This is a genomic window from Lelliottia sp. RD5 (genome assembly GCF_056032945.1).
This window is the reverse complement of the sequence record NZ_JBVYHQ010000005.1, coordinates 39837-64512: the sequence shown is the minus strand read 5'-3', so window position 1 is coordinate 64512 and position 24676 is coordinate 39837. Positions and strand designations below refer to the sequence as shown.

Annotated in this window: 21 protein-coding genes; 5 read left to right on the top strand and 16 right to left on the bottom strand. The window is 53.1% G+C overall.

What is annotated here, in order from left to right; all coding sequences use genetic code 11:
* Positions 1 to 38 precede the first annotated feature (38 nt).
* Complete coding sequence (locus AC0LWE_RS15970; protein ID WP_059179860.1) at positions 39 to 926, top strand: LysR family transcriptional regulator; 888 nt, start codon at positions 39 to 41, stop codon at positions 924 to 926.
* 442 nt (positions 927 to 1368) lie between these two features.
* Here AC0LWE_RS15970 and AC0LWE_RS15965 read toward each other — a convergent pair whose 3' ends face one another.
* The 4 genes from AC0LWE_RS15965 to soxR form a co-directional block, all read right to left on the bottom strand.
* Positions 1369 to 3015, bottom strand: a complete 1647-nt coding sequence (locus AC0LWE_RS15965) for a Na+/H+ antiporter (protein WP_059179859.1) — start codon at positions 3013 to 3015, stop codon at positions 1369 to 1371.
* 151 nt (positions 3016 to 3166) lie between these two features.
* Positions 3167 to 4516 (bottom strand): NCS2 family permease, encoded by a 1350-nt coding sequence (gene ghxP, locus AC0LWE_RS15960; RefSeq protein WP_219347157.1) that lies wholly within the window; start codon positions 4514 to 4516, stop codon positions 3167 to 3169.
* 306 nt (positions 4517 to 4822) lie between these two features.
* Entirely contained in the window at positions 4823 to 5488 is a 666-nt protein-coding gene (locus AC0LWE_RS15955; RefSeq protein ID WP_219347158.1) for a glutathione S-transferase family protein, read from the bottom strand.
* A gap of 263 nt (positions 5489 to 5751) precedes the next feature.
* A complete protein-coding gene (gene soxR / locus AC0LWE_RS15950) occupies positions 5752 to 6210 on the bottom strand; it encodes a redox-sensitive transcriptional activator SoxR (protein WP_131486841.1) in 459 nt (152 codons plus the stop codon).
* A 98-nt stretch (positions 6211 to 6308) separates the two neighbouring features.
* Here soxR and soxS point away from each other — a divergent pair, with 98 nt between their 5' ends.
* The gene (gene soxS / locus AC0LWE_RS15945; protein WP_059179856.1) at positions 6309 to 6635 is read left to right on the top strand and encodes a superoxide response transcriptional regulator SoxS; all 327 of its coding nucleotides are present in this window, start codon (positions 6309 to 6311) and stop codon (positions 6633 to 6635) included.
* Here the strand turns inward: soxS and AC0LWE_RS15940 are convergent.
* The gene (locus AC0LWE_RS15940; protein ID WP_202668101.1) at positions 6632 to 8218 is read right to left on the bottom strand and encodes an EAL domain-containing protein; all 1587 of its coding nucleotides are present in this window, start codon (positions 8216 to 8218) and stop codon (positions 6632 to 6634) included. The genes soxS and AC0LWE_RS15940 overlap by 4 nt on opposite strands.
* Before the next feature lie 338 nt (positions 8219 to 8556).
* Positions 8557 to 9960, bottom strand: a complete 1404-nt coding sequence (locus AC0LWE_RS15935) for a sensor domain-containing diguanylate cyclase (RefSeq protein ID WP_234593121.1) — start codon at positions 9958 to 9960, stop codon at positions 8557 to 8559.
* 501 nt (positions 9961 to 10461) lie between these two features.
* On the opposite strand from AC0LWE_RS15935, the gene AC0LWE_RS15930 reads away from it, so the two are divergent.
* A complete protein-coding gene (locus tag AC0LWE_RS15930; RefSeq protein WP_059179853.1) occupies positions 10462 to 10743 on the top strand; it encodes a YjcB family protein in 282 nt (93 codons plus the stop codon).
* A 98-nt stretch (positions 10744 to 10841) separates the two neighbouring features.
* Here AC0LWE_RS15930 and ssb1 read toward each other — a convergent pair whose 3' ends face one another.
* Entirely contained in the window at positions 10842 to 11372 is a 531-nt protein-coding gene (ssb1, locus tag AC0LWE_RS15925) for a single-stranded DNA-binding protein SSB1 (RefSeq protein ID WP_011915524.1), read from the bottom strand.
* A gap of 245 nt (positions 11373 to 11617) precedes the next feature.
* Between ssb1 and uvrA the strand changes: the two genes are divergently transcribed.
* Positions 11618 to 14440 (top strand): excinuclease ABC subunit UvrA, encoded by a 2823-nt coding sequence (gene uvrA / locus AC0LWE_RS15920; protein WP_219347164.1) that lies wholly within the window; start codon positions 11618 to 11620, stop codon positions 14438 to 14440.
* Between the two features lie 2 nt (positions 14441 to 14442).
* Here the strand turns inward: uvrA and AC0LWE_RS15915 are convergent, their stop codons facing one another.
* The 5 genes from AC0LWE_RS15915 to dnaB form a co-directional block, all read right to left on the bottom strand.
* The gene (locus AC0LWE_RS15915) at positions 14443 to 14796 is read right to left on the bottom strand and encodes an MmcQ/YjbR family DNA-binding protein (RefSeq protein WP_059179850.1); all 354 of its coding nucleotides are present in this window, start codon (positions 14794 to 14796) and stop codon (positions 14443 to 14445) included.
* A gap of 117 nt (positions 14797 to 14913) precedes the next feature.
* Positions 14914 to 15627 (bottom strand): acid phosphatase AphA, encoded by a 714-nt coding sequence (aphA, locus tag AC0LWE_RS15910; RefSeq protein WP_219347160.1) that lies wholly within the window; start codon positions 15625 to 15627, stop codon positions 14914 to 14916.
* Positions 15628 to 15819: 192 nt separating this feature from the next.
* Positions 15820 to 17013, bottom strand: coding sequence for an amino acid aminotransferase (gene tyrB / locus AC0LWE_RS15905; RefSeq protein ID WP_219347161.1), 1194 nt, complete (start codon positions 17011 to 17013; stop codon positions 15820 to 15822).
* A gap of 141 nt (positions 17014 to 17154) precedes the next feature.
* Positions 17155 to 18234 carry an alanine racemase gene (gene alr / locus AC0LWE_RS15900; protein ID WP_174342766.1) on the bottom strand — a complete coding sequence of 360 codons (1080 nt, stop codon included), beginning with the start codon at positions 18232 to 18234 and terminating at the stop codon, positions 17155 to 17157.
* A gap of 144 nt (positions 18235 to 18378) precedes the next feature.
* Positions 18379 to 19791, bottom strand: a complete 1413-nt coding sequence (gene dnaB / locus AC0LWE_RS15895) for a replicative DNA helicase (RefSeq protein ID WP_011915518.1) — start codon at positions 19789 to 19791, stop codon at positions 18379 to 18381.
* Between the two features lie 62 nt (positions 19792 to 19853).
* Here dnaB and AC0LWE_RS15890 point away from each other — a divergent pair, with 62 nt between their 5' ends.
* Complete coding sequence (locus tag AC0LWE_RS15890) at positions 19854 to 20837, top strand: quinone oxidoreductase (protein WP_202665643.1); 984 nt, start codon at positions 19854 to 19856, stop codon at positions 20835 to 20837.
* A 312-nt stretch (positions 20838 to 21149) separates the two neighbouring features.
* Here the strand turns inward: AC0LWE_RS15890 and pspG are convergent, their stop codons facing one another.
* The 4 genes from pspG to AC0LWE_RS15870 all read right to left on the bottom strand — a co-directional run bounded on the left by pspG (position 21150) and on the right by AC0LWE_RS15870 (position 24573).
* Positions 21150 to 21392 (bottom strand): envelope stress response protein PspG, encoded by a 243-nt coding sequence (gene pspG / locus AC0LWE_RS15885; RefSeq protein ID WP_059179845.1) that lies wholly within the window; start codon positions 21390 to 21392, stop codon positions 21150 to 21152.
* 137 nt (positions 21393 to 21529) lie between these two features.
* Positions 21530 to 22525 carry a tRNA dihydrouridine(20/20a) synthase DusA gene (gene dusA, locus AC0LWE_RS15880; protein ID WP_059179844.1) on the bottom strand — a complete coding sequence of 332 codons (996 nt, stop codon included), beginning with the start codon at positions 22523 to 22525 and terminating at the stop codon, positions 21530 to 21532.
* An 81-nt stretch (positions 22526 to 22606) separates the two neighbouring features.
* Positions 22607 to 23866: a conjugal transfer protein TraF gene (locus AC0LWE_RS15875; RefSeq protein ID WP_474265931.1), complete on the bottom strand. Its 1260-nt coding sequence runs from the start codon at positions 23864 to 23866 to the stop codon at positions 22607 to 22609.
* A 218-nt stretch (positions 23867 to 24084) separates the two neighbouring features.
* Entirely contained in the window at positions 24085 to 24573 is a 489-nt protein-coding gene (locus AC0LWE_RS15870; RefSeq protein ID WP_059179842.1) for a cupin domain-containing protein, read from the bottom strand.
* Positions 24574 to 24676 lie beyond the last annotated feature (103 nt).

Below are 24676 nucleotides of genomic sequence, written 5' to 3'. Positions count from 1 at the left end.
AATTAAAATCATCGAATGCATAGTCTCGGGGAATAATCATGGACATCAGAACGCTGCGCTATTTCGTCGAAGTGGTTCGCCAGCAGAGTTTTACTCGCGCAGCGGAAAAGCTGTTTGTCACCCAGCCCACCATCAGCAAAATGTTGAAAAACCTCGAAGACGAACTGAACTGTACCCTGCTGATTCGCGACGGGCGCAAGCTGTTGCTCACCGATACCGGGCGCGTGGTGTTTGAACGTGGACTGGCGATTCTGGCGGAGTTCCGCCAGCTGGAAGCGGAGCTTGGCGATATTAACCACCTGAACAAAGGGCTGCTGCGCCTCGGCATTCCGCCGATGGTGGGAATGATGATGGCCGGCCCGATCAGCCTGTATCGCCAGCGCTATCCGGGCGTCGAGCTAAAAATCTCTGAGTTTGGCGGATTAACCGTGCAGCAGGCGGTGATGAACGGGGAGCTGGATCTGGCGATGACCGCCCTGCCCGTCGAAGAAGACAGCGGCCTGGCGACGCTGCCGCTGTTCAGCCATCCGCTGTGCGTTTTGGTTCCACGATCAGGCGATTGGCTCAGTGTTGAAACCGTTAAACCCGAGCTGCTGGCAGAACATCCCCTGCTGATTTACAACGAAGATTTCGCCCTCAGCCGCCAACTGATGCAGCTTTTTACTCAGCACGATGTAAAGCCGCGCATTGCCGTACGCAGCGGCCAGTGGGATTTCCTCGCGGCAATGGTACAGGCGGGTGTGGGCATCGCGATTTTGCCGCAACCCATTTGCGAACGACTGGATAAAAACACGCTGCGCTGGATCCCGCTCGAAAGCGATCTGCACTGGCAGCTAGGTATGATTTGGCGCGAAGGGGTTTATCTGTCGAACAGCGCGCAGGCGTGGCTGACGTGCTGCGAGGGGTTTTGGGTCCCTTCACCCTGACGGGATGCGGGGTTCTCACTTTATCATCAGCCAGAAATGAAATTAGGGGAATTCAGGACTAAAAGCGATGCCCTGGTCCGGCGATAAATCGCTGAGTCGTTGACCAAAGGCCGGGGCGACGCGCATTGATGCGCGGAGAGGGCGTGACCTGCAGGGATGCAGGATCGCGCCCGACCCGAAGACGTAGGGAAGGAGACGAGGGCACCGCGAAGCGGCGATTTTCTTGCCGGGAGCCCGGGTCGCCAGGGCGGCGGCGATTGAGCCGCCATGGCTCGTTCACGTGTTCCGTCATCATAGAGAAGCACGTTTCTGGAAGTGAACGGAATAACCTCTTGAGCACCATGTTCTCCTCACCCCGCCCCCTCCCTGAATAGAGAGGGCGTGAATTGTGCCAATCATCAATTTGAAGCATTCTCTCTGCCCTGGCGGGAGGAGAAATGCCCTACTGACTCTCGATCAACAGCGCTTCAAGCAAATCGAGATCGTGCAGCAATTTTTGCAGTGTCTCATTGCTGATCTGGCGCGTCGCGCGAAGGTGGTACAGCTCGGCGCGCTCGGAGCGCAGCGCAGCCAGGCGGAAACGGCGCTCAAGTTTCTCGGCCAGCATGGAGCTTTCAACATCGTTGCTCCCATCGGCACGACGGCGCAGGTTACCGATCACGCGCGAACTGACCTCGGTCAGCAGCTGGTTATCAATGTTCTCCTCGATGTCTGCGGCAAGGCGCTCTTCCATTTTCTGGATCGCCACAATCGCCACTTCTGCCGTTGCAGCGCGCGCGATGCGCTCCTCTTTCTGCTGCTGGGCATGATCGGCCACTTCCAGATGTTGCAGCAGAATCGGCAGCATCACCACGCCAATAAACAGTGAGAACAGAATCACGCCCGCCGCTAAAAACACCAGTTCGTAACGCGCCGGGAAGACGTTTCCGTCGGGCAGAAGCAGCGGAATAGAGAGGACACCGGCAAGGGTGATGGCCCCACGCACGCCCGCAAACGACGCAATCAGCAGTTCGCGCGTGGTCCACGAGCCAAACTCCATTGGCTTATTCTTCAGGAAGCGCATGCTGAAATTTTTCATCGTCCACAGCCAGCCAAAGCGCACCAGCATCAGCGCAACGTAAATCAGCACGATATCGGTAAACAGCATCCAGGTTTCAACGTTCGGATCGGCTTCGGCCGCCACCAGCGAGGATTCCAGAATGCCCGGAAGCTGCAGGCCCAATAGCAGGAAAACCATGCCGTTAAACACAAACTCAAGCATTGCCCACGTACTGTTGGCGCGCAGACGCATCGCCAGCGGCGCGCGGCGCATCACACCTGCACGGGTGATGGTCATCCCCGCCGCCACGGCCGCCAGGATGCCCGACACGCCGATATGTTCTGCAATCAGATAGGACGCGAACGGCAGCAGGAACAGCAGAACGATTTGCGTCGCAGGCTCATCGCCGCCCCAGCGACTGAGGAAGCCCAGCGAACGGCCATACAGCCAGCTGACGACGAAACCGGCCAGGATACCGCCAATCGCCACTTTGAAGAACTCAACGGTCGCACCGCCGATAGTGAAAATCATGGTGCCCATCGCGACGGCGACAGCAAACTTGAGCGCCACCAGGCCAGAGGCGTCATTCATTAGCGCCTCACCCTGCAAAATCCCCATGATTTTCTTCGGAATGCGCCCTTCGCCGACAATACCGGACAGCGCCACGGCATCGGTAGGCGACAGCACGGCGGCCAGCGCAAAGGCGGGAATCAGCGGGATGCCCGGCACAATCCAGTAGATCAGGAAGCCTATCCCGACCACCGTGACGACCACCAGGGCCAGCGCGAGGCCGAATATCTCTCGCCCGTGCTCAAGGAACTCGCGCGTGGGCGTTTTCCAGCCGTCGGCAAACAGCAGCGGCGGGATGAACAGCACGAGGAACAGTTCGGGATCGAACTCCACATGCAAGCCAAACGTCGGCCATGCCAATAGCGCGCCGATGGCAATTTGCATCAGCGGGAGGGGTAACTGGAAGGGTAGTACGCGGGTGACGACCCCGGAAAGTGAGACCACGAGGGTCATGATGAGAATGGTGAAGAAAATTTCCATGCGTTCCCTGTTTGCGTGTTTCTTATTGTCTAAAACATGAAGCGTCGTGCTTCTATTTTACCCTCTTCAGAGTAACGCAAATGACAACGAGATGTGGTCTGAAAATGAAAACGGGCGGCCTAAGCCACCCGTTTTCGCAGGTTCTGCTAAATCAGATGGCCCAGCCGCCCGCATAGAACCCAACCAGCGCGATCGCGATAACCACGGTGCCAACGTTCAGCTTGCGCCATTCGCCCGATACCAGACGACCAATCACCAGTGAGGCAAAGCCGATCATGATGCCGGTGACGATATTGCAGGTCAGCACGATAAAGACGGCGGTAATCAGGCCGGACATCGCGTCAACGAAATCGGCAAAATCGATTTTCGCCACGTTGCTCAGCATCAGCAGGCCGACGTACATCAGCGCCGGTGCGGTCGCATAAACCGGCACCAGATAAGAGAGCGGCGAGAGGAACAGAATGAGCAAGAACAGCACACCGACGGTGATAGCCGTCAGACCGGTTTTGCCGCCTGCCGCTGTACCCGCGGCTGACTCGATGTAGACCGCTGCCGGAGCCGCGCCTACAAGACCGGAGAACACGCTGCTTAGGGAGTCGGTGGTCAGCGCTTTGCCGCCATCGATAATCTGGCCGTCTTTATCCAGCAAATTAGCCTGACCCGCGACCGCACGGATGGTCCCCGTAGCGTCAAAGACCGCGGTCATGACCAGCGCCAACACGCTTGGCAGCACAATCGGGTTCAGCGCACCGACAATATCGAGGCTACCAATCAGCGAGTTGCCATGCTCATCACTCAGCGACGGCATGGCAAAGATACCGGAGAAGTGAACGGTCGGATCGAAAAGCAGGCCGACCACGGAAATCCCGATAATCGTCAGCAAGATACCGCCAGGCACTTTCAGTTTTTCCAGACCGATAATGAACGCCAGGCCAATGAGCGACATGATCACCGGGAAGCTGGCGAAATGGCCCATCGCAACCGGCAAGCCATCCAGCGGATTTTTAACGACCAGGCCCACGCCGTTGGCGGCAATCAGCAGCAGGAACAGGCCGATACCGATGCCTGTACCGTGCGCGACGCCTTGCGGCAGGTTCCGCAAGATCCAGCTACGGATGCCGGTCGCAGAAATCACGGTAAACAGCACACCCATCAGGAACACCGCACCCAGCGCAACGGGCACGCTGATGTGCTGGCCCAGCACCAGGCTGAATGCGGTAAATGCGGTCAGTGAAATTGCGCAACCAATCGCCAACGGCAGGTTAGCCCACAGGCCCATCACGATAGAACCCAGACCCGCAACCAGACAGGTGGCAACGAACACCGCAGCAGGCGGGAAACCCGCTTTACCCAACATGCCCGGCACAACGATCACGGAGTAAACCATCGCCAGGAAGGTCGTCAGACCGGCGACAACTTCCTGACGCACGGTGCTGCCGCGAGCAGAAATTTTAAACATGGCGTCGAGTGAACCGCCAGTACGCGCTGAAGGCGTAGACATAGAAAACATCCCCTGAGAATTTTTATCATTCGTTTATAAGCGTGGTGGACAACTCCACTGCCAGCGAAACGTCAAATCCTTGTGCTGCGTTTGTGACGAATAGGGGCCGTCACAAAAAAAGCAAACGTTTAGCTCCGCGCTTACAAAACGGGTGGTTAATTGAAGGCAAACGATTATCTAGCCTAATACAGGGCGTTTTCAACTTAACTTTGTCGTTTTTCGCTAAAATTAGCTTATGACGCTGAAGAAATAACCAGAGGATGCGCAAACGTTATCGTGAATGCGCAATTTAATAACAATTAATGTTTATCCGGGGATTTCAAACGGTCCACCCTGTTGAATCGCACGTTGCCACGCCGGACGCATTTCAACCTTTTTCTTCCACGCGTGTAGATGCGGGAGGTTGTCGATTCCACCGCGCGCAAGTAACGCGAAGACCGGGAAGCTCATCTGAATATCCGCCATGCTGATATGATCGCCTGCGAACCAGCTGTTCTCGGCCAGATGCGATTCCACAAAACGCGCATGCGTTTCAATCTGACGGTTGAGATAGCCTTTCTGCACGCCCTGCCCCAGCAGGTTACCCAACGTTCGCATGCCGAAAGGCACCGGCGGTTTACCCAGACTGTTAAAGACCAGTTTCATCATCAGCAAGGGCATCAGCGACCCTTCGGCGTAATGCAGCCAGAAGCGATACCGGGTTTTCTGCGCCGCATCCTGAGGCTTGAGATGCGATTGGGGATCATAGGTTTCTTGCAAGTATTCAAGAATTGCACCCGATTCTGCGAGGATCAGTCCGTTATCTTCTACCACGGGCGATTTACCCAGCGGGTGGATTTTCTTGAGTGACGGCGGCGCCAGCATGGTTTTTTCGCGCTGATAGCGGACAATTTGATACGGCACGCCAAGTTCTTCGAGCGCCCAGATCACGCGCTGTGAACGGGATTGATTCAAGTGGTGGAGCGTGAGCATGGTTTTCTCCTCTGATTCATACAAACTAACTATAGAAAATTGCACAACTCCGCGAAAAAATTTTGGCTAAAATCTGAACGTTCGCGCTGGCGAAGATGACGATTTTGCATACAATTAAAGTGTCAGCACAAACCGGAACCTCCCCAACTGCTCGACATGAGGGGTGCTGATGTCGGGGGAAACCCTCCCGTGAACCAGCGGGATAGAGTGAAAGACAAAGACCGGGAATAAACTAAAGCGCCTTAGTCTGGCGCTTTAGTTTTTTATTCTTCGCCCAGCAGTCGTGCGCCCGTGCCCTGCTCACCCAGTTTGTCGCCAGGGTTACGCAACGGGCAATCGCTCCGCGAGAGACACCCACACCCGATGCATCCATCCAGGTCATCGCGCAGCGCAACCAGCGTATGGATACGCCGGTCCAGCTCCTCGCGCCACTGTGAGGAGAGATCTTTCCACTCTTTTGCACTCAGCGAATGGCCCTCCGGCAGCACGCCAAAGGCGTCGCTGATGGTCGCCAACGGGATCCCGATGCGTTGCGCAATTTTGATAATCGCCACGTAACGCAGCACATCACGGGTATAACGGCGCTGGTTGCCACCGTTGCGGATACTTTTAATCAGCCCTTTTGTTTCATAGAAATGTAGCGCCGAGACCGCCACCCCGCTGCGTTTTGCGACTTCACCCGGTGTGAGCAACGCTTTAATTCTCGGTAATCTCTTTTCCATAAAACCTCTTTACCTCAAGTTAACTTGAGGAATTATACTCCCCCGCAGAGAAAACGACCAATCAACTGAAAGTGTTGTATTTAAAGAGGGGCAACCTTATGTCACATCAGCAAATTATTCAGACATTGATTGAATGGATTGATGAACATATCGACCAACCATTAAGCATTGACGCCGTGGCGAAGAAGTCGGGCTATTCGAAATGGTATTTGCAGAGAATGTTCCGCACGGTCATGCATCAGACGCTGGGAGATTACATTCGTCAGCGCAGATTGCTTTTGGCAGCGCAGGCGCTGCGCAGCACGCGCCGCCCGATTTTTGATATCGCGATGGATTTAGGATACGTGTCACAACAGACATTTTCCCGGGTGTTTCGACGCGAATTTGATCGCACCCCGAGCGATTATCGCCACCAGCTCAACTAGCTGGTACGCGGGACCAGAACGTGAACAGGGTGCTGCTGCCAGTCCATAAATTCTTGCGGCGGCATCGCCTTCGCGAAGTGCCAGCCCTGGCAATATTGCACACCGCGCTTCAGTAGCCATGTCACCTGCTCCGCCGTCTCCACCCCTTCAGCGATGGTTTTCAGCCGCAAGCTCTGGGCCATCTCAATGATGTGCTCTGCAATCAGATGGCTGGTGCTGTTGGTCGTCAGGGTATCGATAAATGATTTATCGATTTTCAGAATGTCCACGTTCAGTGAGTACAGGTTATGCAGGTTGGAATAACCTGTACCAAAGTCGTCGATCGCGACTTCATAACCGGCCTGACGGAAAGCCTGAATTACAGGCGTGGTTTTCGGTACATCAATAAACCCACGCTCTGTCACTTCAATTTTAATTTGTTGAGCGCGCACGGAATAGTGCTGAGCTTTATCAGAGATCAGGGCGATCAGGCGAGAAGAGTGGAAATCGGATGCCGACAGGTTAATGGAGATATAAAGATGCGGGTTGTTCCCCAGAAAATGCCCAAGATCGTTAAAGACCTCTTCGACAACATAATCGGTGATCCGCTCGATCATTCCCTCTTTTTCTGCCAGCGGAATAAATTCTGCAGGACTCATCACTTGACCGTTAAAGCCCGGCCAGCGAAGTAGTGCTTCAGCACCCACACATTGCTTATTTTTTATATCAATAATGGGCTGATAATGTACACACAGCTGGCGTTTATTTAATGCGCGGTGCAATAAACGTCCAGGGGAATTAAATTCTCGATGTGTACGAGACCACACCAGCAATATAATAATGCTGCAAATCATCCCTAGCGGCAGCGTCAATGTCGCCTGATGATAGAGCACTTCATAAAATCGTGTATTCGAAGTGGAAACAATCGCGGCGATAGGACGTTTCGTAGAATTTGCGGTGGTGTAAAAACGTCCATCACTTTGAAATGCTTGCTCAGAATTACCTAATAGCGAATGTAATAAAGAAATCTCGGCGTGTGGGCTCACGGAAAAGAAATTGTTGGTTACCGTGTCATATACACCCCATGTCAATGCATGGTCGGCTGACATGACTTCACCGTATGACAATGGGTTGACCACCACCACATAATTTCCGCGCTGCATATATGTCATTTTATAACCGGCGAAGAAAGGCGTATCGCGGAAATAATAGATTGAGACGTCGGGTTTACGTGTGTAATTTGCGCCAGGGATAATGTAGGGTTGATCTGGCGTGGAGACCGTAGAACATAAAAAACGCTGGCCATCCGCATATATTAAATCGGCAACGTAGAGCCGTCCACGAACGACATTTAACATATATTGCCGATGCGCAGGCGAACACACTTCACCCTGGTATTTTTTGGCAGCGTTGCGGGCTAAATCAACCTGTTCAATAACGAGTTCAGTTTTATCTAAAGCGAGTTGGGCAAAGGTTCGTAGCTGACTGCTTGTTTCGGTAACGGCTCTTAGCTGGGCAAACCATAGCGCAAGCATCACAGGTAGCAAAACTACCATGATGACCCCTACTACCCTCAGCACCTTGCGCCGTGCGCTACGATTCATTTCCGCCCTATATCCCTGCAATATGTGTGCCTGTAGTAATGAAGGCCGGATGCTTTGATAAACAGGTGATTACGTTGCATGAATCATGCGAAGTTAGCAACTGACTTTTAGTATTAAAATTCTCAAACTTAGTTATGACGATAATATGTGTCCGTAACTCAAACTAAAAGAATGCGTTTCGTTTTTATTAAGGAAAGTTATTATCCAGCATTACCGGTGAGTTTTAAGATAACACGACAGGGGATCATTGATTAAGCCAAACTCGCAACAGCATGAAAAAAATACAACTTAATCATGAAATTTCAGATTATTTGCAGATAAACATTCCGAATGATGATTTATAAATAATCAACGGAGATCACCGTTTTTCCTCTGCCGCTACGTTTTGCAGCATATAGCGCTTTATCGGCACGCGTAAGAAGTGAAGAGGTGTCATGTTGACCATGGCAGACCTCTACCACGCCAGCACTAAAGGAAAGAACCAACGCTTTGTCTTCGACCAGCAGGGGTCTGTCAAAGAGCGAGGTACGCAGCGTTGTCGAGAGCGCCATCGCGGCCTGGCTATCGGCTTGCGTGAGCAGGAGCAAAAACTCCTCGCCACCAACCCGACCCAGTGCAGACAGTCTCGGGCTCAATTCTCGCAGCCGATCGCAAAAATAGACCAGGGCCGCGTCCCCAACCTGATGACCCCACTCATCGTTGATCTGCTTGAAGTAGTCCAGATCGAACATCAACACGCAGAAAGGACCTTCCGTTTCTGACAGCTGATTGCATTCCGTCGCCGCCTGAAGCTTCTGCAAAATAGCGGAGCGATTAAAACATCCGGTGAGGTCGTCAGTGGTGGCCCTCACCGCAAGCTGGCGCTCCGCATTTTTGCGTTCGGTGATATCCAGGCCAATGTTCAAAATAGAGCTGTCGGGCAGGAGAATATTCGACCACAAAATCGTGAGCTGCGATCCGTCTTTTCGCAGCGGGTGCCACTCGTACATATCTTTCAGGGATGAAAGATGGATTGAATCGCGTACCCGTCGTCGTTCTGCGGGGTCGGGATAAAAAAGCGCCAATGGTTCGGGGTGAGCATTGATTTCCTCCATGCTCCAGCCAAATACTTTTTCGCATTCACCGTTCCACAACACGCAGCGGTTATGTCGATCAAAAGAGGTCATTAACACTGGGGCACGTTCAAACAGGGTTTTATATTGTGTCACCACACGCTGCATTTCTATTGCCATGCGCTCTCGAGAAATCATTTCGACAAAATAATCTTTGAGCTTTTCAGCGAGCACAACCACGATATTTTTCAGGATGGGTAATGTATCAATACGCTTGGAAAACGCGAGAAAGAAATACCCGCTGCAACCGCCATCACGGGAGGAGAATTTGTATAACACACCGCTTTGTAATTGCGCATGCCCTGGATGCTGAGGTGAAAACATCACCTTGCCAACGCTTTCTTTCCAGTAAATAGACCGCCATGAATGATGATGCTGTTGCAGCAACGTGCTGGCCAGAAAATTCGTCACTTCACCCGTGTGACAAACAACCTCTCCCGCGCACACCACCCGCGGCTTATCGCTTTCATCACCGATACTGACCCAGGCAAGCGTTGAGCCAAGCGTACGATTGATCGTTTCCAGCATTTCAGTCAGCGAACGCTGAGGCGTAAGCAGCGGCATCAGTTTTGCTAAAGCATGCAAAGCCAGCATGCTGTCGTTAATCATTTCACGACAGGTGTCTTTCATCGTTTTTATTCGCAGGTGATTGAATAATAAAAGTCGGGCATAACGAATATCTCAACATTCGCACAAAACATGACTTAATGATTATTAAAAGACAGCGCATACTTATGTAAATACAAAAATTGCATGTGTAAAAATTAAATGACAAAACAATAAATAATCTATTAATTCAAATGGTTGAGTTATTAGCTGTGCGTATAATTAATTGTCCGTTCAAGCATAAGTCATAGTATTAATACTGTAAATATTCTCTATTCTCACCTCAGTCGCACCTCTTTTCGCTATCCTGATGAATTCCTTATAAACACCCTGTTAAACTGTTTCTTAGCCTGCGAAGATATATTTTCACTACGACAAATCCTTATGCAGAAGCGGATGGTAACGCACATTTTACCGGCAACAACACTGGCGAATAAAAGAACAAATGTGATATAGTTCACACATATTTTGCAACGTGAAACGACGTTTCATTGTTACTGTTTTGTTATCTCGAGGATAGGTTTTATGGCAACCATTACTACCAGCATGGTTCTTTTGCGCTGGCCGTTATTGAGTGCAGTGATGATGTTTTTAGCCAGCACGCTAAATATTCAATTCCGTAAATCAGATTACGCTGGGCTCGCCGTGATCAGCACCTTATTGGGGTTGGGCGCAGCATGTTGGTTTGCGACGGGCTTACTGGGCATTACGATGGCGGACGTAGCAACTATCTGGAGCAATGTGAAAGTCGTCATGATGGAAGCCATGAGCCATACCCCGCCAGACTGGCCGGTGGTCATCACTTGATCAATCGCGAAATATTCGTATTGAACACCGACTTTCTCAAACAAAAAGCCCTGCAAATGCAGGGCTTCGGGCAGTACAAAGCATTTCGTCTATAACAATCAGAACGGGATGTCGTCGTCGAAATCCATTGGGGGTTCGTTAGACGGTGCTGGTGCAGACTGCTGCTGCGGGCGAGACTGCGCGCCGCCGCTGAACTGGTTGCCGCCGCCCTGTGGCTGTTGAGGTTGACCCCAGCTGCCCTGCTGCTGCTGACCGCCGCCTGCCGGAGCACCACCACCCTGACGGCCACCCAGCATTTGCATGGTGCCGCCAACGTTAACCACAACTTCCGTCGTGAACTTCTCTGCACCGGACTGATCGGTCCATTTACGGGTACGAAGCTGGCCTTCGATATACACCTGAGAACCTTTACGCAGATATTCACCAGCCACTTCGGCCAGTTTGCCAAACAGCACAACGCGGTGCCATTCAGTCTGCTCTTTCATCTCACCGGTCGCTTTATCACGCCAGGATTCGGAAGTAGCCAGCGTAATGTTGGCAACTGCACCACCACTCGGCATGTAGCGTACTTCCGGGTCCTGGCCCAGATTACCGACGAGAATCACCTTGTTTACGCCTCTGCTGGCCATGATCGTGTCTCCTGAATTCGTTTCTTAATAGTGTAACGCGCGAGTGTATCATTTCCATGTAGCATTTTGATAGTTGCGTAGCATGTTCCAGAGTTCTCTTGCGAACTCGACATTGTTGCACAACGAATCAGAAAATGCATTCCAATACTGTATATTCAAACAGGTCGGATTGTGTCATAATTAGCCGTTTCTGCCGTTTGTCCTTCAAACAAACCAGGCATCCGAGTCTCTACCGGGAAAGGTGAATGGATAAGATCGAAGTACGGGGCGCCCGCACCCATAATCTCAAGAATATCAACCTGATAATCCCTCGCGACAAGCTTATTGTCGTGACCGGGCTTTCGGGGTCTGGCAAATCATCACTGGCTTTCGACACCCTATACGCCGAAGGACAGCGCCGTTACGTTGAATCGCTTTCTGCCTATGCGCGTCAGTTTTTGTCGCTGATGGAAAAGCCGGACGTTGACCACATTGAAGGGTTATCGCCTGCGATTTCGATTGAGCAAAAATCAACATCGCACAACCCGCGCTCAACGGTCGGCACTATTACTGAAATTCACGACTACCTGCGCCTGCTGTTTGCCCGCGTAGGTGAACCGCGCTGCCCGGACCATGACGTGCCGCTGGCGGCGCAAACCGTCAGCCAAATGGTGGATAACGTGCTGGCACAGCCAGAGGGCAAACGCCTGATGCTGCTGGCTCCTATCATTAAAGACCGAAAAGGTGAGCACGCGAAAACGCTGGAGAACCTGGCAAGCCAGGGTTACATCCGCGCCCGTATCGACGGTGAAGTGTGCGATTTGTCGGATCCACCAAAACTTGAACTGCAAAAGAAACACACCATTGAAGTGGTCGTTGACCGCTTTAAGGTGCGCGAAGACCTCACGCAGCGCTTAGCCGAATCGTTTGAAACCGCGCTGGATCTCTCCGGTGGATCGGCAGTTGTGGCTGACATGGACGATCCAAAAGCAGAAGAGCTGCTCTTCTCGGCGAATTTTGCCTGTCCGATTTGCGGCTACAGCATGCGTGAACTCGAACCGCGTCTGTTTTCGTTCAACAACCCGGCGGGTGCGTGTCCAACCTGCGACGGTCTGGGCGTGCAGCAATATTTCGATCCGGATCGCGTGATCCAGAACCCAGAGCTTTCGCTGGCGGGTGGTGCAATTCGCGGCTGGGATCGCCGTAATTTCTACTATTTCCAGATGCTGAAATCCCTGGCGGAACACTACAAATTCGACGTTGATGCACCGTGGGGCAGCCTGGGTGCAGCTGTTCATAAAGTGGTGCTGTACGGTTCTGGAAAAGAGAATATTGAATTCAAATACATGAACGATCGCGGCGATACGTCCGTGCGTCGTCATCCGTTTGAAGGCGTGCTGCACAACATGGAACGCCGTTATAAAGAGACAGAATCGAGCGCCGTGCGCGAAGAACTGTCGAAATTTATCAGCAACCGTTCCTGTACGTCCTGCGAGGGGACGCGTCTGAAGCGCGAGGCTCGCCACGTCTTTGTCGAGAATACCGCGCTGCCGACCATCTCGGATATGAGCATCGGCCATGCGATGGATTTCTTCACAAACCTGAAGCTTGCGGGCCAACGCGCGCAAATTGCAGAGAAAATCCTGAAAGAGATCGGCGATCGTCTGAAGTTCCTGGTTAACGTCGGCCTGAACTATCTGTCACTTTCTCGCTCGGCGGAAACCCTCTCCGGCGGTGAAGCGCAGCGTATTCGTCTGGCAAGCCAGATTGGCGCGGGCCTGGTCGGCGTGATGTACGTGCTGGATGAACCGTCTATCGGCCTGCATCAGCGCGATAACGAGCGCCTGCTCGGCACGCTGATTCATCTGCGTAACCTTGGCAATACGGTGATTGTGGTTGAGCACGATGAAGATGCGATCCGCGCCGCTGACCACGTGATCGACATCGGTCCTGGTGCAGGTGTGCACGGTGGTCAGGTCGTGGCCGAAGGCACGCTGAAAGACATTATGGCGGTGCCGGAATCGTTGACCGGCCAGTTCATGAGCGGCAAGCGTAAAATTGAAGTTCCGAAGCAGCGCGTCGCGGCCAATCCGGAAAAAGTGTTGAAGCTGACCGGCGCGCGCGGCAACAACCTGAAAGATGTGACCCTGACGCTGCCAGTTGGGCTGTTCACCTGCGTAACGGGCGTTTCGGGTTCCGGTAAATCCACGCTGATTAACGACACGCTGTTCCCGATTGCGCAGACCCAGTTAAACGGCGCAACGCTCGCGGAACCGGCGCCGTATCGCGAGATCCATGGCCTGGAACATTTCGATAAAGTTATCGATATCGACCAAAGTCCGATTGGTCGTACTCCGCGTTCTAACCCGGCGACCTATACCGGCGTGTTTACGCCTGTGCGTGAACTGTTTGCGGGTGTTCCTGAATCACGTTCGCGCGGATATACGCCGGGACGTTTCAGCTTTAACGTGCGCGGCGGACGCTGTGAAGCCTGTCAGGGTGACGGCGTGATCAAAGTCGAAATGCACTTCCTGCCGGATATTTATGTGCCGTGCGATCAGTGCAGAGGCAAACGCTATAACCGCGAAACGCTGGAGATTAAGTACAAGGGCAAGACAATCCACGAAGTGCTGGATATGACCATCGAAGAAGCCCGTGAGTTCTTTGATGCAGTGCCTGCGCTGGCGCGTAAGCTGCAAACGCTGATGGACGTGGGGTTGACCTATATTCGTCTGGGGCAGTCGGCGACAACGCTGTCCGGCGGTGAGGCGCAGCGCGTGAAGCTTGCGCGTGAGCTGTCCAAACGCGGGACGGGTCAGACGCTGTACATCCTGGATGAACCGACCACCGGTTTGCACTTTGCCGATATCCAGCAGTTGCTTGAAGTGCTGCATCAGTTACGCGATCAGGGCAACACGATTGTGGTGATTGAGCACAACCTGGACGTTATCAAAACCGCGGACTGGATTGTGGATCTGGGTCCGGAAGGCGGCAGCGGCGGCGGTGAAATCCTTGTCTCCGGTACGCCAGAGACGGTCGCAGAGTGCGAAGCCTCGCACACCGCGCGCTTCCTGAAACCTCTGCTGTAGTCTTAGACTGAAAGTTGCTGCCGGGTCGTATCCGGCAGCAACTCAATGGCCTGCTGATAAGACGCATCCACCAGATAGTAAATCTGCGAATCCGGAAGCGATCCGTCGAGATAAATCGTGCTCCAGTGCGCTTTATTCAGATGCTTGCTGGGACGCACATCGCTGTGCTGCTGACGCAGCAAATCCGCGAGCTCCGGACTGGTTTTTAACGAGGCTGCCGGGCGCCCTTCCACATCTTTTACCATCGCAAACAACACATCGGCCACTTTGATTTGCGTGGCTTTCCAGTCGCTGTGAACGCTTTGTTCAGCGCCGGTTTTGTTCATGCAGTATTGCAATATCTCCGAAATTGTCATCTGTGTTCCCCTTTCAGTGGGTTGAATGCGACCTGAGAAACTGCCCCTTTAAGTGTGCAGCAAGACGGCGAAAGGTAAACCCAGGCAAGCCTGATTTGTTCAAAAAACAATCACAACTCAGTATTCGGAATTCACAATTACCTCTTCCCCGAACGCACCCGCCATCGGCAACGGCCGATAAGTCGAGTTTGAAGCCCGCAACACGCGAATGCCTCTGGCACCGACGTCGCGGGCAGCCGTGATGTCGTTATCCGAATCACCATAGAAAACTTTGATGTTTTTCTGTTCCAGCCACTGTGTTTTGGTGTTTTGCCCCGCTTTATCGCCCGCAAAAATCACCGGGTTCATGTTTGCGGTCGGAATCGCAAAATCGCCCTGCAGCGTTTTAGAGACGGTTTCGGTTTTCGTCTGGCTGCGACCGGTCACGAAATAAATACTGTCGCCGCGTTTCACGTGCATGGCGATCAGCGCGCGGCCGACTTCTTTCGGAATGCTGAACTCATCCCAGCCGTTATTCATTTTTTCCCAGAACTCAGGATTTTTGAGGTATTCCTCGTTGGCTGGCGAGAAGGTTTTTTTACCGCGCCAGAAGCCTGGGCTGGAGAAAAGGACGGTGTCGTCGATGTCGAAACCGACAGCCATCGGCGCGCGGCCCATCAGGCTGTTTTCAATTTGTGCCACAGAGACCCAGTGAATGGGGGCTTGTTCAGCCAAAATGGCGGCGGTAGTACCGGTATAAAGCGGTGTTGGTGCAGAAGCGCGGGCGACGACGGCACTATTGAGTGAGAACAATAAGCAGGCGGCGCTGAGCGCCAGTGTGATCTTGCGCATGTATTCCCCTGAATATTCTATTTTTTATGCTTTTAAATTGATCGAATGGTCAAAAAACTATCAGACCATAACCCCTGAGGCAGATGATGGGAAGACAATTCTTAATATTAACCCTGGTAGAATGAGGGATATCACAGAGCAAGCCATCAGGCAGGAACCCTCTCTCGCGAGAGAGGGTTTATTGGTAAGCACTTACATTACAGCAGCAAACGCCTGTGCCACACGCTTGACGTTGTGGGCGTTCAGACCCGCGACACACATGCGACCACTGGCAATCAGGTAGACGCCGAACTCTTCACGCAGGCGGTCGACTTGTGCCGCACTCAGACCGGTATAACTGAACATACCGCGTTGTTTGAGCAGATAATCAAAATTATGCCCCGGCACGGTCTCTTTCAGTACGTTCACCAGTTCCTGACGCATCGCCAGGATTCGCTTACGCATAGCTTCAACTTCCGCAAGCCACAGCGATTTCAGCTCGTCGTCACCGAGAACGGTCGCCACCACCTGTGCGCCAAAGGCCGGCGGGCTTGAATAGATACGACGAACGGTGGCTTTAAGTTGCCCCAGCACACGCCCCGCGGCCTCTTCATCTTCACAGATAATGGACAATCCGCCGACGCGCTCGCCATACAGTGAAAAGATTTTTGAGAAGGAGTTGCTGACCAGTGCAGGTAACCCGGCGCTGGCAATGGCGCGAATCGCGTAGGCATCCTCTTCCATGCCTGCGCCAAAGCCCTGATAGGCGATATCGAGGAAAGGGATCAGGTTGCGTGTTTTCAGAACCTCAATCACCGCATCCCACTGATCGTTGGTCAGGTCAGCGCCGGTCGGGTTATGGCAGCACGGATGCAGCAGGACAATGCTGCGTTCCGGCAGCGTATTGAGCTTTTCCAGAAGCGCATTAACGCGCACGCCGTTGGTTTCATTGTCGAACCACGGATAGGTATTCACCACAAAACCCGCGCCTTCAAAGATGGCGACGTGGTTTTCCCACGTTGGGTCGCTCACCCATACACCCGAATCCGGGAAGTATTTTTTCAAAAAGTCTGCACCCACCTTCAGCGCACCAGAACCGCCCAGCGTTTGAATAGTCGCCACACGCTTTTTCTGCAACACGACATGATCGGCTCCAAAAAGCAGCGGCGCGATGGTATTGCGATAGGTGTTCAGCCCTTCCATCGGCAAATAGAGCGACGCACCGTGCGGCACTGAATTCATACGCGCTTCGGCTTCGGAGACGGCTTTCAACTGAGGAATAATGCCGTCTTCGTTGTAATACAGACCGATGCTCAGGTTTACTTTGTCGCTGCGCGGATCTTCTTTAAAACGCTCCATTAAGGAGAGGATGGGGTCGCCGGCGTAGGCGTCAACTTTCTGGAACACGCGATGGTTCTCCGGATATCTAAGAGGCAGGGATTTCAACAATAAACCGGAAGTGAAAGAAGGTCGAGAGGATGTTAATGAAGTTGGGGTGCGGCCTGTTTGCCTGCACCCCAAATGCCTCATCAAAAGACAAAGAAGGCGTTAGTCGACGTATTTCATTGCCACGCGTGAGGTCAAACGCGTAATAAGTTCGTAAGCACTCACTTTCGTAATTTCAGCAATGCGCTCAACGGGGAGACCTTCGCCCCACAACACGACTGCATCACCCGCTTTATCATCAGCGTCAGGCCCCAGATCGACGCAAATCATGTCCATGGCGACACGGCCGACAATTTTCACTTCACGGCCATTCACCAGCACGGGCGTTCCCGAAGGTGCCGCGCGCGGATAACCGTCGCCATAACCCATCGCCACAACGCCCAGGCGCGTATCATTCTCGCTCACCCACGTGCCACCGTAACCAACCGGTTCACCCGCTTTGTGCTCGCGCACGGCGATCAGGTTCGACACCAAAGACATCACCGGCTGCAGACCAAAATCGGGGCCCCAGGGTCTGTTTTCCAGCGGTGAAACGCCGTAAAGAATGATGCCTGGTCGTGCCCAGTCAAAGTGCGATTGCGGCCACAGCAAGATGCCGCCAGAGGCCGCGATGGAACGCATGCCCGGCTTGCCTTCGCAAAAGGTATTAAAAATATCGAGCTGCTGCTCCGTTGCACCACATTCCGGCTCGTCGGCGCGGGCAAAATGGCTGACGATATTCACCGGCTGGTGCACATTTTTGCACTGACTTAACCGCTGGTAAAACGCCTCGGCTTGTTCCGGACGCACGCCCAGGCGATGCATGCCTGTATCGAGCTTCATCCACACAGTAACCGGTTCGCTCAGTTCAGCCGTTTCTAACGCCAGCAGCTGTTCTTCATTATGAATCGCGGTGTGCAGATGCTGATCGGCAATCGTCGTCAGATCGGTGGCTTCAAAGAAACCCTCCAACAACAGAATAGGTTGCGTAATACCGCCTGCGCGTAAGCGTAAGGCTTCTTCGAGACGGGCGACGCCAAAGGCATCGGCATCAGGGAGCGTTCGCGCGGTCTCAAGAAGACCGTGTCCGTAAGCGTTCGCTTTCACGACTGCAACGAGTTTACTGGCGGGCGCCAGTTCACGCAGACGTTGCAGGTTGTGTCGCAGAGCGCGGCGGTTAATGACTACAGTTGCCGCTTGCATTTGAATTCCTTGCCGTAAAGAAAAAGTATTCCTCTAAATCATTTGCGTCACAGCAAGGCGGCAAGGCCGTAAATCCCGGGAGCTTAGATAATTAAGCGACCGGGGTGAAGCCAACGCCGCTGTGGCGCGAAGGATGATGAGGAATTATTCGTCGTCGTATTGTGGTCCCGCATAATTATCGAAGCGCGACCATTGTCCGTTAAAGGTCAGACGTACCGTACCGATCGGGCCGTTACGCTGCTTACCAATAATGATTTCTGCGATGCCCTTCATGTCGCTGTTTTCGTGATAAACCTCGTCACGATAGATGAACATGATCAAGTCGGCATCCTGCTCGATGGAGCCCGATTCACGCAGGTCTGAGTTAACCGGGCGCTTATCAGCGCGTTGTTCCAGAGAGCGGTTAAGCTGAGAAAGTGCAACAACGGGAACCTGGAGTTCTTTCGCTAACGCCTTGAGCGAGCGCGATATTTCGGCAATTTCCAGCGTACGGTTATCCGACAGCGACGGAACGCGCATCAGCTGCAGGTAGTCGATCATGATTAGACCAATGCCGCCGTGCTCACGGGCAATACGACGCGCACGCGAACGCACTTCGGACGGGGTCAGGCCGGAAGAGTCATCGATATAGATATTCCGTTTTTCCAGCAGGATGCCCATGGTGCCAGAAATGCGCGCCCAGTCCTCATCATCAAGCTGGCCGGTACGAATACGGGTCTGATCGACGCGCGACAGCGACGCCAGGGTACGCATCATGATCTGATCTGAAGGCATCTCCAGACTGAAGATAAGCACTGGTTTATCCTGCAACATCGCCGCATTTTCGACGATGTTCATTGCAAATGTCGTTTTACCCATCGACGGACGCGCCGCGACGATAATCAGATCCGACGGCTGCAAACCGGCGGTTTTTTTATTCAGGTCGTCATAACCGGTATTCACGCCCGTGACGCCATCGTGCGGCTGCTGGAATAACGCTTCGATACGGGCAACCGTAGAATCAAGCACGTCGGCGATATTTCGCGGGCCTTCATCTTTATTCGCTCGGCTTTCGGCAATTTTGAAAACGCGAGATTCCGCGAGATCCAGCAGATCTTCACTGGTGCGGCCCTGCGGGTCAAAACCGGCTTCGGCGATTTCGTTTGCTACGGCGATCATTTCACGCACAACCGCGCGTTCGCGCACGATGTCAGCATAGGCGCTGATATTCGCTGCGCTTGGCGTGTTTTTCGATAATTCTGCGAGGTAGGCAAATCCACCGACGCTATCCAGTTGTCCCTGACGCTCAAGCGATTCCGCGAGCGTGATCAGGTCAATCGGGCTGCCCGACTCCTGCAGACGCGCCATTTCGGTGAAAATATGGCGGTGCGGACGGGTATAGAAATCGTCAGACACGACGCGCTCGGCGACATCGTCCCAGCGTTCGTTGTCCAGCATTAAACCGCCCAACACCGACTGTTCCGCTTCAATCGAGTGCGGCGGGACCTTTAGCCCGGCAACCTGGAGGTCGCGGTCACGGGGTTCAGTCTGTTTGTTGAAGGGTTTATTTCCTGCCATAGTGAATGGAGTTACCGAGATAAAGAATGGGTCGAAAGATTACCACATTTTCTGGAGGAATCATGGCAACGCGCATTGAATTTCACAAGCATGGTGGCCCCGAAGTACTCAAAGCGGTGGAGTTCACTCCGGCCGCGCCGGGTGAGAACGAAGTCCAGGTAGAAAATAAAGCGATTGGCATCAACTACATCGACACCTATATTCGCGGCGGCCTGTATCCACCTCCGTCCATGCCGAGCGGTTTGGGAACCGAAGCGGCGGGCGTGGTGGTCAAAGTCGGAAGCGCCGTTAAGCATATTAAAGAAGGCGACCGCGTGGTGTATGCGCAGTCGGCGCTGGGTGCTTACAGCTCCATTCACAACGTCCTCGCGGATAAAGCCGCAGTGCTGCCCAATGCCATCTCATTTGAGCAAGCCGCGGCATCATTTCTGAAAGGGCTAACGGTCTTTTACCTGCTGCGTAAAACCTATGAAATTAAACCGGATGAGCAGTTCCTGTTTCATGCTGCCGCAGGCGGCGTAGGGTTAATCGCCTGTCAGTGGGCGAAGGCGCTGGGCGCAAAACTGATCGGCACCGTCGGCAGTGCGCAAAAGGCGCACCGTGCAAAACAGGCTGGCGCATGGCAGGTGATCAACTATCGCGAAGAGAGCATTGCAGAGCGAGTGAAAGAGATAACCGGTGGTAAAAAACTGCGCGTGGTGTATGACTCCGTGGGGAAAGACACCTGGGAAGCCTCGCTGGATTGCTTGCAACGCCGAGGACTGATGGTCAGTTTTGGTAACTCCTCCGGCGCGGTGACGGGCGTCAATCTGGGCATATTGAACCAGAAAGGCTCGCTGTATGTGACTCGCCCTTCCCTTCAGGGATATATCACTACGCGTGATGAGTTGACCGAAGCCAGCAACGAATTGTTCTCGTTGATCGCCAGCGGCGTCATTAAAGTGGATGTGTCTGATGCGCAGAAATATCCGCTAAGCGAGGCGCAGCGCGCGCATGAGGTGTTGGAGAGTCGCGCGACAGAGGGTTCGAGTTTGCTGATCCCCTAATGTGCTCGTTTCCCCTAAATAATTCGTGTTGCAGAAACGCGGCAAATGAATGAATCCCCGGGAGCTTACGCAAGTAAGTGACTTGGGTGAATGAAAGCAGCCAACGCATCTGCAGCTTGAATTATGACGGGGGAAAAAGAAATTGGGCTTCCCGTAGGAAGCCCTTTCTTTTTTTAGTTCGGCTGTATGTAGGGTACAGCTCGATGAATTCTTTAACGGCAACAATAGTGACAGATTTGATAAGTAAATCCTATTCTGTTCTAAGCCATGCTGCCGGAAAAGTTACAGGTATGTGACGAACGCCTCAATACCTTAGTAACGAAAGCGGTTATTGCGCTGATAATTTGGGACTTTTGGCGTTTTCACTGCCCTTATGACCCACACAACCGCAATCGCCAGCAGTAACCACGGCAACAGTTTGATCATCAGCGCAAACAACCCGCCGACGAACATCAGCGCCGTTGCGACAACCAGCGCGGCAATAATCCCGAGCAATGAAATGCCCGTTACCATCAGCATGACAAAAAATCCGATCACAAAAAGTAGTTCCAGCATGGCGCTCTCCCGAATATCCCACAACGATGCCAAAGCTATTACAAGAATCGTGCCAAATTTAAATTACTGATTTAGAAACAAAAACGCTCCGCAACACTGTGCAGGGCGTGGTGAATTTGACGATCTTTTAGTGAAAATTATCGTTTGTCGGCGACCAGGCGCAGAGCGTGTTCCAGCACTTCAATATCTGCGCCCGCTTTATGCGCATTTTCACTCAGGTAACGACGCCACTGGCGCGCGCCCGGAATACCCTGGAAAAGCCCAAGCATATGGCGGGTTACGTGTCCCAGATAGGTGCCATTGCTCAGCTCTCGTTCGATGTACGGATACATCGCGCGGACTACGGCAACCGGATCGCTATCCGCACCGTCAACGCCGAAGATTTCGCGGTCGACCGTCGCCAGAATGCCCGGATTTTGGTACGCCTCGCGCCCGACCATCACGCCATCCATATGCTGCAAATGCGTTTTGGCCTCTTCGAGAGATTTGATGCCGCCGTTGATCGACATCGTCAGATGCGGAAAATCACGCTTGAGTTGATACACGCGCGGGTAATCCAGCGGTGGGATCTCGCGGTTCTCTTTCGGGCTAAGGCCCGACAGCCAGGCTTTGCGGGCGTGGATGATAAACGTCTCACACTCGCCTTTCCCGGCGACGGTATCAATAAAATCACACAGGAATTCGTAGCTGTCCTGATCGTCGATGCCAATACGCGTTTTGACGGTAACAGGAATCGACACCACGTCGCGCATCGCTTTAATGCCGTCAGCCACCAGCTGTGCGTTGCCCATCAGACAGGCGCCAAACATGCCGTTCTGCACGCGATCGGACGGACACCCCACATTGAGGTTAATTTCGTCGTAGCCACGCGCTTCAGCAAGCTTTGCGCATTCTGCCAGTGCGGCCGGATCGCTGCCGCCAAGCTGCAGCGCCACCGGATGCTCTTCTTCGCTATAGGCCAGATAGTCGCCCTTACCGTGAATGATCGCTCCGGTAGTGACCATTTCGGTGTACAGCAGCGTGTGGCGAGACAGCTGGCGCAGGAAGTAGCGACAATGTCTGTCCGTCCAGTCGAGCATCGGCGCGATGGAGAAACGGTGTGCAGGGAAAGTGGACTTTAATTCTGACGACATGGCGAAGTTTTAGGCATCTGCTGGAAAAGGGGCGCTACTATAGCACAAAGAAAACCGGAGGCGCATGGCCTCCGGATCGCCTTAGAACGTCACGCTTAACTGCGCACCCGCGCCCCTGGTTTCGTCTTCGCCATACAGGCCCATCAGATCCACATGGACGGTGTTGAACGGTGCAAAGCCGACACCGCCGGTGAACACGTTGCTATCGTTCCCCTTCACATCCGCACGATAACCGGCACGCACTGCCAGCCAGCTCAGCGGGGTGACTTCCGCACCTACGCCGACATACTGTGAGTTTTCTTCACTTTTGAAGCCTTTGGTTTCGGTGAGGTCGCCGTCAGCCGTTAAGGTCAGCAGATCGGTGTGCCACGCCACGCCTGCGGTCACCAACGGACGAATCTGGTAAGTATCTCTATAGTTCACCACATCGCCCGTACGACCATTACGGATACGGATGTCTTTGGTATCAATATCACGAGACATCAGGTTCTGCCCGCTCAAGCCTACCGTCCAGTTTTCACCAAAATCAGCGGTCACGCCGGCGTCCACGTTAAAGCCGGTATCATCCGTACGGTAACGGCTGCTGTTCCAGTCGTTACTGTCGTAGTCGTAAATGGAGGTGGTGTAGTTGTAGAGCCAGGTTTTCTGCAGTTTTGGTGTGATACCCACGGACACCGGGATATCCGCAATATCAAACTGGCGGGCAACCGCAACACCGTAGTCAGAGACAATGGCTGCTCGGCCTGATGCCGTGGAGTTGAGGTTTTTGGTAATTTGATCGGTGCCGTTTAATGCGGCGTCAAGCGCAACGCCACCCGCGACAATTTTGCTGTTCTGGATGCTGCGCAGATAATCAATATCTTGCTGATCGATAGAAGAGCTTACGCGAGCGTGCGCGTTGCCTTTCGCCACGAAGGCCACCGAGAGCACGTTATTAGGAATACTGACCGCAATACCCGCGCCCGCATTTGCACGCGCCGTTTTGCCTTTCAGACTACTGAGTTCATCAGCGAGATCTTTTGCCGCACCCTGGAACTGATTAACAGACCCTAATGGGTTAGCGATGATCTCTGCTGCCGTCAGGCTGTCCACGACATCGCTGTAGTGGTCGACTTTGTCACTGATGTCGTCGATTTGATCCTGAAGATTATCTTTATCCGTAATTCTGGCGCCAACGGACGGTAAAATGACGGTAATGTCATCATCCGGTTTGGCTTTAGCCAACAGCGCTGGGTTGATTAATACCCCGCTGCCATAATTGCCCGCCGCCACGCCCGTACCACCCATTGCGTCGCTACGCGCTTCCGTCCAGGTATTGGCTGCTCCCGCCTGATTTGCCATCAGCAGAGACACAGCGATGCTAACCACTGAAAATTTAAAAGTTTTTTTCACAGTATGCCCGTCTTATAGTGTTATTAAACAACCCCCGCTATTTACGCCCATACGGGAGCGAACTATTGCTGTGAATAGGAACCAAAAGACCTGCTATTTCCTTAAGTTAAATCACCCAACTGGCCTATTGTATTTGTGACGGCCCTCAATATTTATAGAAGAGGATATTATTTTCGCCCAGGTTTTCCGTCGTGGGGCCCAAAAAACTGCGGGGGATGGTCGACCCAGCGGTCTTCGCGTGTGGCGGCATACATAGGATTTAACGGGTAATAGATACGATTGTGTTTTTTGTTCGCTTCCCCTACCACCAGCAGCCGTACATCCTCGTCGGTGTTGTTGATAAAGGTGTGACACACGCCCGTCCCGGCAGGGAAACCGACGCTATCCCCTGGCTCCAGCTTCCACAGATAACCGTTGATCCACGCTTCCGGATGGCCCTCAATAACATGGATAAACTCTTCCTCGTCACTTTCTGCATGCGGATAGGACGTGCGACGCCCCGGCGGTAAACGCTCATGATGGATCCCAAGACGCCCCAGCCCCAGTTTGCGCGCCAACGGCGCACCAATCGCAAAGCGTTCGTCACTGTCCGGGTACGTTGAATCGTCAGCCCCCTCGACGTCACGCCAGTGTTGAATGCAGTCAGGTCTTTTCATTGTTTATCTCCCCATGTTGCGTTGCGTCAGGTATAGCACACCGCGTGGGATCTCGGCGTTTTTGACAGAACATGATAAAGTGAGGGTTTTCCGGCCGACTACT

Excerpts from the sequence above, each read along its gene's own strand:
- AC0LWE_RS15890 (WP_202665643.1), top strand. The coding sequence starts at position 19,854 with ATGGCAACGCGCATTGAATTTCACAAGCATGGTGGCCCCGAAGTACTC.
- soxR (WP_131486841.1), bottom strand. The coding sequence starts at position 6,210 with ATGGAAAAGAGATTACCGAGAATTAAAGCGTTGCTCACACCGGGTGAA.
- dusA (WP_059179844.1), bottom strand. The coding sequence starts at position 22,525 with ATGTCGTCAGAATTAAAGTCCACTTTCCCTGCACACCGTTTCTCCATC.
- ssb1 (WP_011915524.1), bottom strand. The coding sequence starts at position 11,372 with ATGGCCAGCAGAGGCGTAAACAAGGTGATTCTCGTCGGTAATCTGGGC.
- AC0LWE_RS15875 (WP_474265931.1), bottom strand. The coding sequence starts at position 23,866 with ATGGCAAATCAGGCGGGAGCAGCCAATACCTGGACGGAAGCGCGTAGC.
- AC0LWE_RS15940 (WP_202668101.1), bottom strand. The coding sequence starts at position 8,218 with ATGAATCGTAGCGCACGGCGCAAGGTGCTGAGGGTAGTAGGGGTCATC.
- dnaB (WP_011915518.1), bottom strand. The coding sequence starts at position 19,791 with ATGGCAGGAAATAAACCCTTCAACAAACAGACTGAACCCCGTGACCGC.
- AC0LWE_RS15955 (WP_219347158.1), bottom strand. The coding sequence starts at position 5,488 with ATGCTCACGCTCCACCACTTGAATCAATCCCGTTCACAGCGCGTGATC.
- pspG (WP_059179845.1), bottom strand. The coding sequence starts at position 21,392 with ATGCTGGAACTACTTTTTGTGATCGGATTTTTTGTCATGCTGATGGTA.
- AC0LWE_RS15970 (WP_059179860.1), top strand. The coding sequence starts at position 39 with ATGGACATCAGAACGCTGCGCTATTTCGTCGAAGTGGTTCGCCAGCAG.
- alr (WP_174342766.1), bottom strand. The coding sequence starts at position 18,234 with ATGCAAGCGGCAACTGTAGTCATTAACCGCCGCGCTCTGCGACACAAC.
- ghxP (WP_219347157.1), bottom strand. The coding sequence starts at position 4,516 with ATGTCTACGCCTTCAGCGCGTACTGGCGGTTCACTCGACGCCATGTTT.
- AC0LWE_RS15930 (WP_059179853.1), top strand. The coding sequence starts at position 10,462 with ATGGCAACCATTACTACCAGCATGGTTCTTTTGCGCTGGCCGTTATTG.
- AC0LWE_RS15935 (WP_234593121.1), bottom strand. The coding sequence starts at position 9,960 with ATGAAAGACACCTGTCGTGAAATGATTAACGACAGCATGCTGGCTTTG.
- AC0LWE_RS15870 (WP_059179842.1), bottom strand. The coding sequence starts at position 24,573 with ATGAAAAGACCTGACTGCATTCAACACTGGCGTGACGTCGAGGGGGCT.
- AC0LWE_RS15915 (WP_059179850.1), bottom strand. The coding sequence starts at position 14,796 with ATGACAATTTCGGAGATATTGCAATACTGCATGAACAAAACCGGCGCT.
- aphA (WP_219347160.1), bottom strand. The coding sequence starts at position 15,627 with ATGCGCAAGATCACACTGGCGCTCAGCGCCGCCTGCTTATTGTTCTCA.
- AC0LWE_RS15965 (WP_059179859.1), bottom strand. The coding sequence starts at position 3,015 with ATGGAAATTTTCTTCACCATTCTCATCATGACCCTCGTGGTCTCACTT.
- uvrA (WP_219347164.1), top strand. The coding sequence starts at position 11,618 with ATGGATAAGATCGAAGTACGGGGCGCCCGCACCCATAATCTCAAGAAT.
- soxS (WP_059179856.1), top strand. The coding sequence starts at position 6,309 with ATGTCACATCAGCAAATTATTCAGACATTGATTGAATGGATTGATGAA.